Consider the following 18,125-nt stretch of genomic DNA (forward strand, 5'->3'; position numbering starts at 1 on the left):
GTCGTCCTGACGTGATGCAGGCCGAGCAGACGCTGCTGGCCGCGAACGCGAACATCGGCGCGGCCCGCGCGGCGTTCTTCCCGAAGATCTCGTTGACCGCGGCATTCGGCACCGCGAGCCCGACGCTGGGCGGCCTGTTCAAGGCCGGCACGGCGGCGTGGTCGTTCGCGCCGAATATCGCGCTGCCGATCTTCGAAGGTGGGCAGAACATCGCGAACCTCGATCTCGCGCACGTGCAGAAGCGCATCGAGATCGCGAACTACGAGAAGGCGATCCAGTCGGCGTTCCGCGAAGTGTCGGACGGCCTCGCCGCACGCGGCACGTACGACCAGCAGATTGCGGCGCTGGAGCGCAACGAGCACGCGCAGCAGCGTCGCTTCGACCTGTCGGACCTGCGTTACAAGAACGGTGTCGACAGCTACCTGTCGGTGCTGACCGCGCAGACGGATCTGTACTCGGCGCAGCAGTCGCTGATCAGCGCGCGTCTGGCACGCTGGACGAACCTGGTCGACCTGTACCGCGCCCTGGGAGGCGGCTGGATCCAGCGCGCAGGCGAAGCGCCGCGCGCGCCGGATGCACCGGTCGACTATGACAAGGCGGCTGCTCCGGCGCCCGCGTCGTCAACTGCGACGAACGGGTAAGCATGGAGAAAGGCGGGCGCGGTTTGCCGCGTTTGCGTTTCGAACCGGCTGTATGTGAAAACGAAAACGCCACGGACGCAACTCCGTGGCGTTTTCTTTCGTACCGTCAGCCGCGCTGAGAGCGGCGTTACGTTACGCCTGCTTCGTCCAAAGCGTCCGGCCGAAGAACGTGAGCGTGCGGTCCCACGCCATTTGCGACCACACCGGATCGAACTGCGTGCCGGCGATGCGGCCGGGGCCGACGGCCGTTTCGTTCGCGAACGCATGGTGCGCGAGATAGCGATGGAATTCGAAACCGACCTTCGCATCGGTCAGCTTCTTTTCCAGTGCGTCGACCTGGTCGATCGCAAAGAACGCATCCTGCGTGCCCCAATGGCCCATCAGCGGCACCTTGAGCTTGGCCGGATCGATGTAGTCGAGCGGCGGAACGCCGTACCACGTGACGCCGGCGTCCGCTTCGGCGTGCTGCAGCGACAGCAGCGTGAGGGCGCCGCCCATGCAGAAGCCCGTCACCGCGACACGCGGCGCCAGCGTCTTCAGGTACGCGACCGCGCCCGGAATGTCCTGCGACGCGGCGTCGCCGAAATCGAGGCCGGTCATCAGGTGATGCGCTTCTTCCTCCTCGACCGTCGACTTGCCGCGATACAGGTCGGGCACGAGCGCGAAGTAGCCGCAGCGCGCGAGGCGATCCGCGACGCCGCGGATCTGGTCGTTCAGCCCCCACCATTCCTGGATGACGACGACCGCGGGCGCGCCTTCGGTCCGCTCCGGCGTGGCGAGATAGCCCTGCAGTTCCTGGCCGTCCGGGCGGCGAAACGTGATCATGGAACCGGGTGTTTGAGACATGAAACCGCTCCTTTTCGAAAAATGCGCCGAGTGCGACATCGGGCCGACCAGCGGGCGTCGCGATACCGCTCGCATTTGTTCTGGCCGACGCCGACCACGCGGCCATTCTATGCGCAAACACCGGACGCTTGCGTGAACGGCGCCGCGCGGCACGCGACCGGCAAAGGGAGCGGACGGCCGGAAAACGAACACCCCGCCCCGATGAACGGGAGCGGGGTGTCGCGTGTACGGCGTGCGTCGGAATGCGCAGGAAATATGCTGGCGCGTATCCGGCTTACTGGCCGAAATAGACCGAGTCGCGGCCTTCCTGCTTGACCGCGATCGCGCGGCCGGCACGCGCGCCCGCGGCTGCTTGCGCGCCGTAGCCGGTTTCATCGGCGTTCGTCACGCGGGCCTGCGCGGTCTGCAGCGCACGCGGGTAATACTGATCGGAGACTTCGGGCTTGTAGCCGGCCTGTTCGAGCTGGACGAGTTCCGCACGCACCTGGGCGCGCGTCAGCTGGCCCGACGGGTTCGATTGGGCGAATGCGCCGTACGATGCGGACAGGGCGGTTGCGGCGACGACAGCGGTGATGAACAACTTCATGGTGACCTCCGGTTCTGTTGATTTCGCGCTTTGCTCGTGGCGTTCAGCGGTTGATTGCATCGTAACGAGCGCGTTACCGGTCGGAAATACGCGTGGCAGCGAATCATTATTGCAACTGGGTAAACGATTCGCGCGCAGCGCAATTTCGTCTGACGATTGCAGGCATGCCGGAGCAGCGGCTTGGTCTTCGGGGAAGCGACGGGGGCAATCGGCGCAACAGAGGCGGGATGGAGAGTTGAATCGTATTCCGAATGATGGTGGCGAGGCCACCGGCGTCGCTTGTTTCACATCACGCAGCCAGGGTCGCCTGCCGTTTCCGGTATTCGGCCGGCGTGATGCCGACATGCCGAGTGAACGCTCGCCTGAGCGTATCGACGTTCGCGAAGCCGCATTTCGCGGCGACCTGCTTCGGCGTGTCGTGGCCGTTCTCGAGGAGCTGGCGGGCGGCCGAGATGCGGGTCGCCTCGACCCATGCGGCCGGCGTCATGCCGACTTCCGCGCGAAACAGTCGCGCGAAATGGCGCGGGCTCATGCCCGCATGCTTCGCCATCTCGGCCACCGAATGCTCGAGTTCCGGATGTGCGGCGATCCAGCGCTGGACTTCCTGCAGTACCGAACGCCCGGCGGGGCGCGCTTCGCCCTTGCGGCTGAACTGGAGTTGGCCGCCCGGGCGCTTGAAGAACATCACCAGTTGCGCGGCGACGCGTCGCGCGATCTCGCGGCCGAGATCCTCCTCGACCAGCGCGAGCGCGAGATCGAGCCCGGCCGTGACGCCAGCGCCGGTGCGCAGCTTGCCGTCGCGTACGTACAGTGCGTCGGCGTCGACGGTGACGGACGGATACGCTTCGGCGAGCGCATCGGCGGCGGCCCAGTGCGTGGTCAGGTGGCGCCCTTTCAGCAGGCCGGTGGCCGCGAGGATGAACGCGCCGGTGCAGATCGAGCCGTAGCGCCTGCTTTGCACGGCCGCCGAGCGCAGCCACGCGAGGACGTCGGTGCGCAGCGCGATCTGGCCGGCGTGCGGCGCGCCGGCGACCAGCAGCGTGTCGAGGCGCTCCGGGATGTCGGGCACGATCCAGTCGGGCAGCATCCGTGCGCCGGACGAACTGCGGATCGGCCCGGGCCCGCTCGCGATGATCCGCAACGTGTAGAACGGCTTGCCGCACTCGGCGTTCGCTTGCGCGAACACGTCGAGCGGCGCGGAGACGTCGAGCAGTTGAACACCCGGAACGGCGAAAATACCCACGACCTTCGACATGATCGGTTGCGTGTTGTAACGAACGTGATGCGCAGCAGTATAGGAGCGCTTTCTTCACCGTGCAGACACCATGTCCGTTCGTCGCGCGAAATGGCAGGATTCGTCGTAATACGTCCATTGGAGACACGTGTTGGACTCCGGAAAATCGAGGGTGTCTTCCATGGAGGTCCATCATGACTGTGAACGTTGCCGGCATCACCCTTCCCGATACGCGTTTGACGCGCGAGATCACCGAACTCGTGCGCGATACCGAGTCCGAGCTGCTGTTCCACCACTCGAGCCGCGTGTTCTATTTCGCTGCGCTGGCGGGCCGGCGGCGCGGGCTCGAGTACGACCCCGAGCTGCTGTATTGCGGCTGCATGTTCCATGACATGGGACTGACGCGCCGGCACAGCAGCACATGCGAGCGCTTCGAAGTGGACGGCGCGAACGCCGCGCGCGATTTTCTGAAGGGCAAGGGGATTTCGCAACAGGACATCGATGTCGTATGGACCTCGATCGCCCTGCACACCACGCCCGGCATCCCGCAGCACATGCATCCGGTCGTCGCGCTGGTCACGGCGGGCGTCGAGATGGACGTACTGGGCCTCACTTACCCGGAATACAGCGATGTCGAGCGGGAAGCGGTCGTACGCGCGCATCCGCGCACGCCGCATTTCAAGGAGGACATCATTCAGGCGTTCTACGACGGCATCAAGCACAAGCCCGACACGACGTTCGGCAACGTGAAGGCCGACGTGCTCGCGGACAAGGATCCGCATTTCCATGCGGGCAACTTCTGCAGCGTGATCCGATCGTCCGCGTGGGCCGGCTGAGCGACGGGCCGGCGCGCATCACCCGACGTTGATCGACTGCCCGACGTGCAGCAGATTCGGCGCCGAAGCCAGGCCCGGATTCAACTGCAGGATCTCGTTCAGCGCGCGCGCATCCTGCTGGTCTCGCGTCATCGCCTTCCGGTCGTCCGGTGACACGTGTGCGGCGTCGAGCAGCGACTGGCGATGCGCGTCGGCGATCACCCATAGCGAATCTCCGGCCACGACGATGTACGGCTGCGCGGCCGTCGACGGCGGCGCGGAGGGCTGCGCGGGCGCGGTAGTGCCCGTCGTGCCGGTCCCGGGCGGTTGCGTTGCGGTAGTGCCCGGCGCGAGGCCGGTCGTCGGCGTGCCGGCGGTCGGCTGCGGCGGCTGATGTGATGGCGACGACGATGCCGGCTTCGACTGCGGCTTGTGCGTCGACGATCCCGAGCCACCCGACGGCGGCCCGAAGAACAGGTTCTGCAATTGCGTGAAACCCCAGATCCCGATCGGCACGAGGATGAGCGCGGTCGGGTATTTCTTGACCCAGCGCGTCGCGTTCGGGAAATGGGTGTTCAGGCGCGCACCGAGCAGTATCGCCGTCGACGTCGCGGCCGTTGCCGCGAGCCCGTAGTGCCCTTTGTCGTATTGCGCGATCGTGCCCGCGATGCCGCTCGCGACGCCGACGAAATCCGACGTCGAATCGATCAGGCGCACGACGCGGCTACGCTTGTCCGCGTTCACGCGGTGCGCGCTCACCGCATAGACGAGGCCCGAATAGGTCGCGGCGAGCCCCGCGCTTGCCGTCGTCAGCGCACCGGCGACGGTCGGCGCGGTCATGAGCCCGTGCACGCCGACGGCGATCGTCCCCGAGTAGCCGACGATCGCGCTACCGCGCCCGACGAGGCCGAGGAACCGGCGGGAATTGCCGTGATGCAGTTGCGCGAGCGACGTGCCGCCGACCATGCCCTGCATGTTCGCGAGCAAGTCGACCGACAGTTCCTTGATCTGCGCGGCCGCATCGTCGAAGCCGATGAGCCCCTGTCGATGCATTTCGACGAAGTGGCTCGCCTTCACTCGCGTTTCGTTCGTGAGCAGGTCGAGCTGCTCGAGCCGCGTCGGGTTGTAGCCGTGCACCGGCGCGCTCAGTTGCTGCGCGAGCGAGCGCTGCAGCCGGTCGAGCACGTCGTGCACTGCGCGCGGGTCGCCGCTCTGCAGGCTCTGCACCGCGCCCTGGTGCATCGCACCGAATACGCGACCCGCGCGCGCACCGACGAACAGCGCGGTGTTCGCGTGGGTGAGCGCATCCGAGCTCATCACGGTCATGCCGTTGAACACGTTCAGCGCCACGAGCGAGCTGGCGCCGGCCACCGTGCCGCCGAAGCCCAGCGACCACGCCCAGTCGCGTTTGCCGAACGACGGCCGGTGGACGCGCAGCGCGTTGAGCTGCGCGAGCGCAGCCTCCTGCGGGTTGCCGCGCTGGTGGCTCGGCTGCGTGGCGATGTCGCGGTTCACGATGATGGGCCTGGTCTCGTCGATCGCGAGCTTCGGATCGGCGGCCACCGCGCGCCAGAACGCGGTGCTCGATGCATTCGGATTAGCATGCGCGTCGATCTTGCGTTCGGTATCGGGCCTGCCGTACCGGCTCAGCCAGCGCTTGCCGGCGTCGCGTGCGCGCGCTTCGGCGCGGTTGGCGGAATCGGCGGTATTCCAGTAGTTCTCCTTCGCATAGGTGATCGTCGCCTGTCGTGCGCGGTCCATCAGCGCGGTCGTGTGCCCTTCGTACAGATCGGCCCGCAGTTGCGCGAGCTGGTCGGGCTTCAGCCCGTTCGCGAGGCCGACGCGTTCGACTTCGGCGAACAGCACCTGATGCTGGTTCGCGAGCGTCTGCGCGCCGACCCGTTCGAACACGCGCGTGAGCGCGTCGGCGCCGTGCAGGCGAGCGAGCTTGTCGGGCGCATGCAGCTTGTATTCGACGAGCTTGCGCGCGAGTGCGGCGGTCAGATCCTGGTTCGCGACGAAGTCCGAGCCGTGCGTCGCATACGACAGCCCGAGATGAACCCAGTCGAGTTCCTTGCGCTCGAGCACGGCCTCGACGAGCTTCATGTGGCCGTCGCCCGGCGCCGGTTCGAGCACGGCGTCCCAGCCGTGGAACGTCACCATCACATGCGGCGCGGTTGCGCCGGCGTGCTGCCGCGCCCACGTTTCGAGCGCATCGAACGTGCGCACGTAGTCGTGGTACGCATCGTTGGTGCCGGCCAGCGTGCGCTGGTCCTCGGCCGATACGAGCGCGCGCGACGGCGCGGTTTCGAGGCGCAGCACGAAGCCGCCTTCGGACGCCGCGTCGAGCCATTTGTACAGGTGGTCGAGGTCGTCGAGTTCGAGATGGCGGTCCGTGCCGTCGATATCGATCCGCGCGTTCGCTTCGTCGAACTGCGCGTTGTCGAGCTTGCCGAGTTCGCGCACGCGGCGGATGAAGGCGGGGTCGTGTTTCCGGCCGAGCGCGGCGGCCAGCGAATACGGATCGACCGCGACCGACACGACCGGCATCGCACCGCCGTAGCGTTTCACGAGTGCGAGCATCTCCGCGGGGTCGTCGCGCAACGTGAAGCCGCGCGCCATCAGCGCGAGGCGATCCTGGATCTCGGGCTTCGCGCGGCCATAGGCCTGCAGCGCATGCCGGTCGGCGGCCCGCGCGATCGACAGATAGGTGATCGCGCTCTTCGCATGGCGCGACACCACGTTCGCCGCACGATCGGGCCGCGACAGCGGGCCGCGCCACGGCATGCTCGACACGTCGCGCGCGAGCCGCAACGGGATGCCGAGCGCCTTCATCATCACGCTGTCGGCCATCATGACCTGGCGTGTCGTGCCGAGGTCGAGCGGCTTGCCGGTGCGGCCCGCGAACGCCTTCACGCGCTCGTGCTCGGGGAACCAGTCGTCGAGCTTCGCCTTGCCGAAGCGGAGAATCCATTCGGCGACCGTCGCGCTCGTCAGGCCGGGCTGATAGGTCTTGATGCTGAACGGCTCGCCGGCCGGCGCGGCCTGCGGCGCCGGTGGCGCGGCCGGCGCAGGCGCCGCCTGCACGTTCTGCTTGCCTTTTTTGCCTTTTCCGCTCGCAGGCTTTTTCGGCTTCGCGGGCGGGCTGGCGGACGCAGTGGCGGACGCAGGGTCACTGGCAAGTCTGGCCTGCTGGTTCTTCGCGGCCGTCAGGTCGGCCGCGATGCGGCTCTCCAGTTCGCCGAACGGCGCGGACGATCCCGCGGCGGCCTTCTGCAACTGCTTGCCGAGTTCCTCTTGTTTCAGCGCATAGGCCGCGACCTGCGTCGGCTGCGTGCGCGCATCGAACTCCGCCGGGTCGAGCCGCGTCACGAGAAAGTGCCGGTCCGAGCCGTCCGGACCGCCGCCGATCTTCGTCTTGTCGAGGTCGACGCCGGGCTTGCTCTTGTCGGCGAAATGCGCGGAGTCGTCGAACCATTGCAGCGTGCCGTCGCGGGTCGCGAGGATGCCGTCCGGCTGGTGCAGCGTGTCGATCAGCGCCCCTTCCGTGCCGTAGACGTAGATGAAGTATTCCGGGCCGACCTGGCCAAGATCGATCACGCGCCGCAGGTGAAGCGTATTCGCGCCGTTGAAATCGTGCACGTCGTCGGCCGATTTCGGCAGCAGGTTCGGCGCGACCCATCGGTTGGCGAGCGGCGTCGCGCCGGCCGGCGGCTTGCCTCTCGACTGAATCTTGCCGAGCCGGCGCTGCACGCGGTCGCTCGTTTTCATCGACGGCGGCTTTTGTTCGGCGATCGGCAACGCGCGCTCGGCCGGCTCGAAGCCGCCATAGCGGGACACCACCGATTCCGGTAGCGAGGACGGCACGAACACGACGCCGCGCCGGCCGTCGGGCAGGCCGCGCGCGCGGCGACGGAAGGCGGTGCCGAGATCCTGCTCGCCGATCGACGCGTCGCCGACCGAGGTTTTCTCGTGATAGGTCCAGCCGCCACCGCCTTGCTTGGGCACGGCGTAGCCGAGCACCTTGCCGGTCTTTCTGTCTACCGCGAAGATCGTCGTGCTGTCGTCCGCGGCCTTCGCGGCCGCCTTGGGACGCTTGAATTGCGGCGCGCGGGCGAGTTTGCCGATCTGGTCGACGACCTCCTGCGCAGGCGCGTCACCGGAAGGCTCGGCATTCCACACGCGCTTCGAATCGACGGCTTCGACCTTCGCCGCGCCGCCGAATTGCCGCAGCTCGTCGAGCGACACCGGCGACAGGTAGAAGTCGAATTTCGCGCGTGCTTCATGCGGCGTTTCGCTGCCGCTGCGCTTGCGTGGACGCGAGCCCGGATAGAGCGCGTCGCGCAAGTCGTGCGACGGCGTGCCGCCGGGATCGGCCGATTCGACCGGACCGGGCTGGCCGTGCGCATCGGTCGTCAGGCTCGCGACGAAGTCGGGTTGCCGATGCGTGCCGTCGTCCGCCGGGCGGTCGTCATGCTTCGCGATCAGCACGTGGGCGTTGGGGCCAGCATAGTGCGCGAGGTCGCGGATGTCGGCCAGTTGTGTGCCGTCGATCCGCTTCAGGTCGCGTTTGCCGTGCGCATCGAGCCAGTCGGCCGCGCGCGCTTCGGGCGGGAGCGCGGGGGCGGCCGGCAGGAACGACGACGGGTCGAGCACCGGCCACATCATCATCGACGGCATCGTCCGCGGTGCCGTGCCGGCCCGTCCGGCTTCGCCGTCGCGCATCGCCTGCTCGGCCTGCGCGCGATACAGCGCACGGTAGACGGGGTTGCCGGGCAGCGAGGTCCGCGCGTTGCCGAATGCGTCGGCGAGGCGCGCGAGGCCGGCTGCGTCGCCCGGCATCACATGATCGGCTTCGCGCGCGATCTCGTCGGGGAGCACCGCGTGCTCGGCGATGTCGATGCCGGTCGATTCGAGGATCTGCTTGCGCACCGCGAATGCATTGGCCTGCGCGCGCGCCTCGGCGCGCAGCGCGCTTTCCGCGTACGCATCGGGGCTGCTGGTGTCGAGGCCGAGCCGGTTCGTCGCCACGTCGACCGCGTGCCCGACCTCGTGTGCGAGCACGTAGACGATCGTGCCGGCATTGCGCAGGCCGCCGTCGATCACGATCCGGCGCTGTTCGGCATCGACTTTGCTGCCGGCGCCCGCGCGGCCCTGCACGATCTCCCAGCGGCCGGGGTTCAGCAGCCGCAGTTGACCGGCGAGGAGGCTCGACTGGTCGGCCAGCGCATACGCGGCGTCGGGCAGCGGCGCGCCGCCGAACCACATCCGGATGCGCGTGAAGAGCGACGGCTTCTGGACGAACGCACCGTCCGGCAGCGATTCGCTGATCACCGGATGCGCGAGTTCGACGCGGCCGCTCGCGATGCCGCGTTCGAGCGGCTGGATGACGGCGTCGATCATCCCGGGCGTGCGGTTGGTGGCCGGGTCCGGATGCGGGATCAGGACGGAAGGATCGCTGAAGTAGAACGTGCCGTGCGCATCGAACAGGCCTTCGAAATCGAACGACAGGCCGTGCCGCGCGGCAAGCTCGCGCATCGCGACGAGCTGCCGCATCGATTCGCGCGTCACGCGTTTCGGCAGGATGCCATGCATCACGTCGAGGCTGCCGAGCTCGGCCAGCGGGCTGTACAGCACCGCGACGCGCCCGTGGTACGTGAACGGCCCGTCGACCGTGACCGTGCGCATGCCGAGCTGCGTCAACTGGTCGAGCCCGCGCTTTTCGTGGGCGAGCATCGCGCGCGCCTTGTCGCCGCTGGCGTCGAACACGCCGATCGCATTGCGCTTGCCGAGTTCGAATACGGCCTTCGCGGTGCCGGCGCCGAGGAACGGGCCGAGCAGCGTGTCAGGATCGACGCGCCGCGACGGATCGCCGGCGACGTGCAGCCCGTGCTCGTCGACGGCGAGCGCGCCCGCATCGATCCGTTCGCGCGGCGACGGCGTATAGCGAGTCCACGCGCCCGGGCCGCCGAACTGCATGCGCTGCGTGCCGTCGCCGCGCGGCTCGCCGAGCGGGCGGACCGTGCCGCTGTCGGGCACGTAGATCGTCCGCTGCCAGAGGTTCGCGAGCCACGCGGCGTGGGTCGCGCCGCCTTCGCCTGCGAGGACGATGGGGGCGCCGGCCCGTGCGGGCGTGAACGCGTGGCGATGATCGATCGAATAGTCGACGGGCGTGGCGGGGCGGCCGCGTGCATCGAGCAGGCCGCCGGCCGCATCGGTCCGCGCATGGACGAGCGTCAGCGGCTCGCCGTTCGCATAGGACACCGGACCGTTGCGCGAGAAGGACAGTTTCGGCGAGCCGCCGCCGAACAAGCGGCGCGGAAACGGCGACGCACGGTCCGCATGCGCGTGGCTCCACTGCGCCTGTTCGTCGAGCGTGCGCGGCAACCGTGTGCCGCCGCCGGCGCCGGACGATTCGGTCGTGTGCGGCGCGGGCATGCTCGGCGATGCGCTGCCTGGCTGCTGCTGCCGGTCCCACGCGCGGCCATAGAACGAACCGTAGTGTTCGCCGTCGCGGCCCGATACGGGGGCGTTGCCGAATGCGTCGGCCAGGCGCGCGAGGCCGGCTGCGTCGCCCGGCATCACATGATCGGCTTCGCGCGCGATCGCGTCGGGGAGCACCGCGTGCTCGGCGATGTCGACGCCGGTCGATTCCAGGATCTGCTTGCGCACCGCGAACGCGTTGGCCTGCGCGCGCGCTTCGGCGAGCAGCGTGCTTTGCACGTACGCTTCCGGGCTGCTGGTGTCGAGGCCGAGCCGGTCGTTCGACACGTCGGCCGCGTGGCCGGCTTCGTGCGCGAGCGTATAGACGAGCGTGCCGGTGCCGCGCAGGCCGCCGTCGATCACGATCCGGCGCTGGTCGACGTCGGTGCGGCTGCCGCGTCCCGCGCGGCCCCACACGACCTGCCAGCCATCCGACTTCAGCAGTCGCATCTGGTCGGCGAGCAGGCTCGACTGGCCGGCGAGCGCATACGCGGCATCGGGCAGCGGCGCGCCGCCGAACCACATCCGGATACGCGTGAAGATCGACGGCTTCTGGACGAATGCGCCTTCCGGCAGCGATTCGGTGATCGCCGGATGCGCGAGCGCGATGCTGCCGTTGCGGATGCCGCGTTCGAGCGGCGCGATGACGTTGTCGATTTCCTCGAGCGTGCCGTCGATTTGCTCGCGATCATCCGAGCGGGATACGGTGGCCGGGTCGCTGAAGTAGAACTCGCCGCGGGCGTCGAATACCCCCTGAAAATCGAACACCAGACCATCGCGCTCGACGATCTCACGCATCGCGGCGAGCTGTCGCATCGATTCGTGCGTGACATGCGACAGCAACGCGCCGTTCGAGACGGCACGGCTGCTGAGTTCGGCGAGCGGATGGTAGAGGATCCCGATCCGGTTGCCGACCGAGAACGGGCCGTCGATGGTCAATGTACGCATGCCGTAGCGGCGCAGCAGGTCGAGTCCGTTGCGTTCCGTGTCGAGCGCGTCGTAATGATTGGCGAGCTGGCCGTCGCGAGGCTGCGTGGGATCGATGTCGTACAGGCCGATCGCGTTGCGCTTGCCGAGTTCGAACACGCTCTTCTCGATGCCGGCCCCGAGGAACGGGCCGATCAGCGCTTGCGGGTCCAGCCGCCGTGACGGGTCGCCCGCGACGTGCAGGCCGTTCGCGTCGACGGCGAGTTCGCCGTAGTCGATGCGCTCGCGCGGCGACGGCGCATAGCGGGTCCACGTGGGCGCGTGATCGAATCCCACCTGGGCCCGCGTGCTGCCCGGGTTGCCCATGGCCGCGTCGAACGCGCGGATGGTGCCGCCGTCCGGCACGTAGACCGGCCGTTGCCAGGTGTTCGTGAGCCATGCCGCGGCGGTGTGGCCGTGGTCGGCGGCCAGGACCAGCGCGCGGCCGGTGCCCGCGCTGGTCGACGTACCGGCGAAGAAGTGCGCGATCGAAAAGTCGACATGCTGCACAGGGCGGCCGTGTGCGTCGAGCAGTTGGCCCGCGTCGTCGGTTCGGCCGCGGATGATCGTCAGCGGTTCTTCGATCCCGGACGACGTGTGTTCGTCCAGGATCCGCAACGTCATCTGTCGCGGCTCGTTGCGCCCGCGTTCGGCGATCGGCGAGATCACCTCCGCATGCGCGACGCTCCACTGCACCTGTTCCTCGAGCGTGCGCGGCAGGTGCGTGCCGCCGCCGGCCGATTCGGTCTGCGGCGCGGGCATCCGGCGCGGGGCGCCGCCGTCGCGTTTCTGCTTGTCCCAGATGCCGTCGTAGAAGGCCTGGTACGTCTCGCCGCGGCGGCCCGACACCGGCGCATCGGCGAACGCGTCGGCAAGCCGTGCGACCGTGCCCGCATAGTCGCTCGACGGCGTCCAGCGGTCGGCCTCGTGCTGGAGCGCGTCGGGCAGCGTCGTGTTCGCCGCGATGTCGCCGCCGCCCGCGAGATCGATCTCGTAACGCGCCTCGAACGCGTTGATCTGCGCGCGCGCTTCGGCTTCGAGCGCCTTGCGCGTGAAGCGGCTGCGGCCGCTGTAGTCGAGCGAATCCAGCGTACCGTCGATCGCCTCGACCGCATGCTTGGCCTCGTGCGCGAGCGTGTACGTGATGCTGCCCGAATCGTGCAGTGCGCCGTCGATCGTCACGCGGCGCCGCTTCGGATCGATTCGGCTGCCGCCGCCGCGCTTGCCGAGGCTCACGCGCCAGCCGGCATCGCTCAGCATCCGCAACTGCTGCGTGAGCGTGTCCGATTGCTGCGCGAGCGCGTGGACCGCGTCCGGCAGCGGCGCGCCGCCGAAACGCATTTGCAGCCGCGTGAACAGGCCCGGCCCGGCAAGCGCCGGGTCCGGCGGCGCTTCGGTGGTTTCAGGGTGCGCGGCGGCCGGCAGCGCGTGGTCGTCGGCCCGTGTGTGGCGGGCCGGCTTCGGCCGGGATGCGTCGCGCGCATCGTTCGCCGCTTGCGACGCGGATCGTTCGGCCGGCTTGACGAGCACCAGGACGCGGTTCGGTGCACTGAATGCGCCGTCCAGCGCACGCGCCGGGCGAGCGGGCGGCTGCGGCAGCGCGGCGTGCGTTTCGGGATCGGCGGCGTTGCGCCGGGTCGTTGCGAGCACAACGACCGTGTCGTCGTTCGCGGGCTGCGGCGCGCGCCGCGCGGCGGGCGCTTCCGGATTCGCCGCGGGTGGGTCGGCTTCGACGACGCCGGCCGCATCGGCGTGCGCCGCCTGCGCGTTCGTGCCGACGACGCGGCCGCCTGCCGCCGCTGCGTCGGGGGCGGGCCGGTAGCGCGTCAGCGGCGCGTCGGCGCGCAGCGTGCCGTCCGTGTGCAGCGCGTCCGGCGCGGCCGCGAATACCGGCCGCTGCCAGCGGTTCGCGAGTTCGGGCGCGACGTGCGCGTCCGACGCATCGGCGATGACGACGATCGGTTCCGCGACGTCGGCGGGCAGCGCGCCGGCCGCACGCGGCCGCGCTGCGTCGGGCATGGCGGCTGCCGGGTCCTCGCCGTTGCGCACGATGAAAAGCGTATGTTCGCCGTAGTCGAACGCTTCGACCGACGGGCCGCGCGGCACCGACACGCCGGCCGGGTCGAGCGTCGCGGGCCGGGAGGCCGGTTCGGCGTCGGTCAGGTCGATCACGCGGACCGGCGTGCGCGGCGCGACGCTGGCCGGCTCTTCAAGGGCGCCCGCGCCGGGTGCGCCGGGCGCCCGCGCGATGGCCGGATCGTTCTCCGCGCGCAGGTCGCTGCTGCGGCGATTCTGCGCGGCGACATGCGAATCGGACGCGCGCGTTTCCTGCTGGTTCTCGTCGCGCGCGGTCCGTGCTTCGCTCGTGTGCTGCGCATTGCGTGCGCTGGCGGTCGTGGTCGCGGTGGCCGTGTCGTTCGCTTCGGTGGCGCGCGCCGCGGCTTCGTTGGCCGGCGTGGTCCGCGGGGGCGCGCTGTCGGCCGGCGGCGCCTCGTCGCTTGCCGGCGGCCGCGAGTCGCTGCGCGACGGAATGGGCGCTTTCGCGACGAGCTTCGACGGTGCATTGATTTCGCCGTCGCTGCCGAACGACAGCCGGTCGCCCGTTTCCGTGACCGAATCGATCTTCGTGCCTTCGGTCCAGGTCTTGCCGGTCAGCTTGACGATGCTCAGTTCGCCGTTCTCGCCGAGGATCACCGACGTCCCGCGCGGCAGGTTGTTCAGGTCCTTGTTGTTGAGCGAGTCGAGCACGCGCACGGGCATGTTGTCGTAGATAAGTACCTTGTCGCCCGCCATCAGCGTGCCGTCCTTCGCGACCTTGATGTCGACGCCGTCGAGCGACGCGCGCGTCGCGCCGAACGCGAGTTGCGACGGCTCGTTCCTGCTCAGGATTTTCTGCAGTTGCTGCCCGTCGATCGAGATGCGTTCGCCGCCCGCCGAGCGGGCGACCACTGGCCGGCCCGTGACGCGAACCGTCGCGTTGACCACGCGGTCCCGCACGCCGCCCGCGCCCATCAGCGCGACGTTCGTGAAACCCGATTTGAGCGCGTCCCAGCCGTGCTCGCTGTCCCCGTGCGCGAAGTCGATACCGGCTTCGACAAAGCTCTCGCCTGCGGCGCCGACGCCGGTGGCGAGCGACGTGCCGCGCACGATCGCGGTGGTCACCCGCGCGGCCTTCGCCGAGCCGGTGAGCGCGGTGATCGTCTTGCCGAACACTTCCGAGCCCGCGAACTTCGCCGCGCCGGCCGCACCCATCGGCACGAGGTTGAGCCAGTCGCCGCGCGCGCCGGCGTCGGTGAACGGATTGATGCTCTGGTTGTGTTCCCAGCGCGAGCCGATATCGAGCGCGGATTTCGCCATGCTCGAACCGATCGCCGTGTCCATCATGACCGCGCCCCCGAAATTCAGCGCGGCACCGGCAAAGGCGCCCACACCCGTTGCGTCCAGCAGCACGCCGGCGCCTTCCATCAGCAGCCCGAGACCCATCATCCCGAGGTTCACCTTGCCGCCGGTCAGCGTGTTCAGCGCGCTGTCGAACCAGTCGTCGTGATGCGCGGCCTTCTGCTGGAACTGCGCGTGACCGTTGTCGTCGTAGCCGGTCACGAGATCGAGCGTGCCGCTCGACGCAAGCCGGTTGTTGTCGAGGTAGTCGCCGACGTTGTCGTAGTTCGCCGACGTGTCGTCGACGTACTGGACGTGGCCCTTGCTGTCGGTGACCTTGAAGAGCGCGCTCGTCACCATTCCGGCCGTCTTGTCCGAGTAGATCAGCGGCAGGATGTTGACCTGCGTGCCGCTGCCGCCGCCGAGCTTCAGGATTTCGCCGCGCACCTTGTTGATCGTGTCGAGCTTGTCCTTGTCGGTGTAGCGCACCGTGTCGTCGTTGACGGGCGCGGTGGGCGTGCCCGTGTCCGACGACGGCTGCACGTCGGACGGCAACCCGATCGCGGTGCCGATCAGGTTGCGCTGCTCGTTGTCGGTCAGCTTGCCGAAATTGATCGTCGCGGCCTTGTTCGTGCTCACCCCGGCCTGATCGAGCAGCGATTGCGACAGCTCGCCCTGGTGCGCGCGGAAGAAACCGTCGAGCGCGTTCGAATATGCGTCCTTGTCGTCCTGGCTCTGCGGATTGCGCAGATTCTCGGCGAGGCTCGCATCGAACTGGTCGAGCAGCACCTGCTGATGCGACATCTCGGTCAGCAGCTGCAGCTTGTTGATGTTCGCGCTGGCCTGCTGCAGGTCGTTGCGCGCCTGGTCGAGCTGGTCCTGGTACGGATTCGGACGCTGCGGCGTGCGCATCGGAATCTCGTCGCCGTTCACCTCGCGCATGCGCACCGGCGTCGGGTTGTTCGCGTACCAGTCGTCGTAGGTTTTCTGAATGTCGGCGAGCTTGCCCTTCAGCACGCCTTCCTGCGTCTTCGCGTTCGCCAGCTGGAATTTCGCGGCCGCGTCGTTGAAGGTGTTGGACAGCCGGCCGTCGGCCGCGCGCAGCGCGCCCGCGACGACATGGAGTTTTTTCGCGTCGAGTGCGGTCTGGCCGGTCGCGGTGGTCGGCACGGACGTGTTCGAGCCGGGCGGCTGCAGCACGAACGACGGATTCGTGAACAGCGTCGTGGGCGCGAGCGACGTCGATAGTGCGCCCGGCGGCGTCGACGTGCTCAACGACGACGTCGGCGTCTGCGTCGTCGACGGCGCCGGCGTGCTCGATGTGCTCGAGGTGCTCGGCAGCGACGTGCTCAGCGACGGCGACGGTTGTGCCGAGGGCGACGGTTGTGCCGACGGGGACGGCGGCGTGGTGGGCGGCGGCGGATTCGTCGACAGCGTCGGCGTCGGGTTCTGCAGTACGAACGGCACCTTCGGCTTGAGCTGTGCGTCGATTTGCGCGCCGGCGTCGTCATACTGCTGCGCGAGCGTCTGACCGTACGCGACGACGAACCCGTCGTGCGCGAGGCGAGCCTTCTGCTTTGCCTGTGCGAGCGCATCAGACGCGGTGGCTAGGTCGGTGTCGACGGCCGGATGCGGATCCAGCGAGCGCGGATTCGCGGTATGCCAGTCGTCGGACGCCGATTTCGCGGTGTCGTACTTGCCCTGCAGGTCATCGACGGTCAACTGCGCGCCGAGCATCTGCATGTAGCTGCCGCTCGTGTTCGCCTGCGTGGTCGCGCGATCGAGCGCGGCCTTGTCGTCTTTCGCCGCGCTGGGCGTCGAGCCGATCAGGCACGCGCTGTCGGCGTCGTACTTCTGCTGCAGCGTCGTGACCTGCTGCGCGTCGAGCGACGCCGCATAGGCCGCGTTCGAGTAATTGGCGATCTTCGCGGCCTGCGCGACATTGGCCTGCACGGCGTTCATGTCGACGTTGCCGTTCGCATCGGCCGGCGGCGGATCGGGCAGGTCGACCTGCAACTGCAGCGGCTCGAGCGCATCGTTCAGCTTGCCGACGCCGGTATCGATCGCGTCCTTGTAGGCGGGATCGGCCATGTACGACTGGAACTGCGTATAGGCGAGATTCGCGTTGCTGACGTCTGCCCAGTACTTCGCCTGGCCCGTTACCGCGCTCGAGGTCGCCGATTGCCAGTCGTCGTAGGCCTGGACCTGGGCGGGCGTCTTGCAATCGCCCTGCTGCGGGACGAAGTTCGGATTCGCCTTCGTCTGGTCGGGGAACAACTTTTGCAGCGTGGCGAGCTTCGCATCGGCCTGCTGTTGCGCGGGCCCCTCGATCTTGTCGTTCGTCGGGTCGGTGCTGTACTGGTCGGCTTTCGCCTGTTCGCCGTACAGGATCCGGTAGCCGGCGTCGGTCGTGACGTCGAGTTCGCGTTGCGCGGTGTCGGCCGCATCGTGCGCCTTCGTGTAGTTGTCGCGTGCGGCCTTGCGCTCGTCGGGCGTCGCGTCGGGGTCGTGGTTCGTCATCCGCAGCACGCCCTGCGCACCTTGCAGCGTCTGCTGCGCGTTGTCGTACTTGGTCTGCGCGTCCTGGATCACACCCTGGACAGCTCGCGTCGTGTCGTTGTCGACCGTGATCTCGGGCGGCGCCACGCGATATTGATCGGCCATGCTCTGGAGCAGGGCGGTGGCCGACGCGATTTCGGGGTTGGTCGGCTTGGACGGATCGGTGCCGAGATCCGCCTGCACGGGGATCGGCGGCGTGGTAGTCGGGTTGACCGGGTTGGCCGGGCCGTTGTTCGGGCCGTCGTTGGACGTACCGTCCGCATTGCGCGGCGGTTTCGGTGCGAGGTCCGGATCCAGCGTTTGCGACAGGAAACGCTGCCAGTTCAACCCCAAACCCATTCCGTCGATCGACAACATGCAAGGCTCCCGTCAGGCGCGGCCGTACGCAGGGTGCACGCCGCCGGCGCCGCATGGCGCGATTTCGAGTGTACGGAAGCGGTGGGAGTGGGCACGGGGGCGATTCGTAGCGCGTGTCGAGGGGGAGCGGGTCGGTCCGGGGATCGCTACGAGAAGCAATCATGTGCTGATCAGTGCGCGATGCGGAAGGCCGGGGATGCGGCGGCTTGCGCATCGATTCGGTCGGGTTCGTGTGTTACAGCTGGCTTTCGGTGATGGGG

6 protein-coding genes are annotated in these 18,125 nt (G+C 68.6%); 2 read left to right on the plus strand and 4 right to left on the minus strand.

What is annotated here, in order from left to right:
• Nucleotides 1-641: TolC family protein (locus tag C4B30_RS32650; protein WP_158683580.1), on the plus strand; the 641-nt coding region annotated here is incomplete at its 5' end.
• 132 nt (nt 642-773) lie between these two features.
• On the opposite strand, the gene C4B30_RS32655 is transcribed toward C4B30_RS32650, so the two are convergent.
• From C4B30_RS32655 to C4B30_RS32665, 3 genes are all read right to left on the minus strand, one after another.
• Nucleotides 774-1,487, minus strand: coding sequence for a dienelactone hydrolase family protein (locus tag C4B30_RS32655; RefSeq protein ID WP_027786264.1), 714 nt, complete (start codon nt 1,485-1,487; stop codon nt 774-776).
• A gap of 274 nt (nt 1,488-1,761) precedes the next feature.
• Complete coding sequence (locus tag C4B30_RS32660; protein ID WP_027786263.1) at nt 1,762-2,073, minus strand: DUF4148 domain-containing protein; 312 nt, start codon at nt 2,071-2,073, stop codon at nt 1,762-1,764.
• Nucleotides 2,074-2,362: 289 nt separating this feature from the next.
• Complete coding sequence (locus C4B30_RS32665) at nt 2,363-3,328, minus strand: GlxA family transcriptional regulator (RefSeq protein ID WP_027786262.1); 966 nt, start codon at nt 3,326-3,328, stop codon at nt 2,363-2,365.
• A 173-nt stretch (nt 3,329-3,501) separates the two neighbouring features.
• On the opposite strand from C4B30_RS32665, the gene C4B30_RS32670 reads away from it, so the two are divergent.
• Nucleotides 3,502-4,143 (plus strand): HD domain-containing protein, encoded by a 642-nt coding sequence (locus tag C4B30_RS32670; RefSeq protein ID WP_027786261.1) that lies wholly within the window; start codon nt 3,502-3,504, stop codon nt 4,141-4,143.
• An 18-nt stretch (nt 4,144-4,161) separates the two neighbouring features.
• On the opposite strand, the gene C4B30_RS32675 is transcribed toward C4B30_RS32670, so the two are convergent.
• A complete protein-coding gene (locus C4B30_RS32675) occupies nt 4,162-17,865 on the minus strand; it encodes an LWXIA domain-containing protein (RefSeq protein WP_027786260.1) in 13,704 nt (4,567 codons plus the stop codon).
• Between the last annotated feature and the right edge of the window lie 260 nt (nt 17,866-18,125).

The organism is Burkholderia sp. BE12 (genome assembly GCF_002959955.1).
Classification (GTDB): domain Bacteria; phylum Pseudomonadota; class Gammaproteobacteria; order Burkholderiales; family Burkholderiaceae; genus Burkholderia.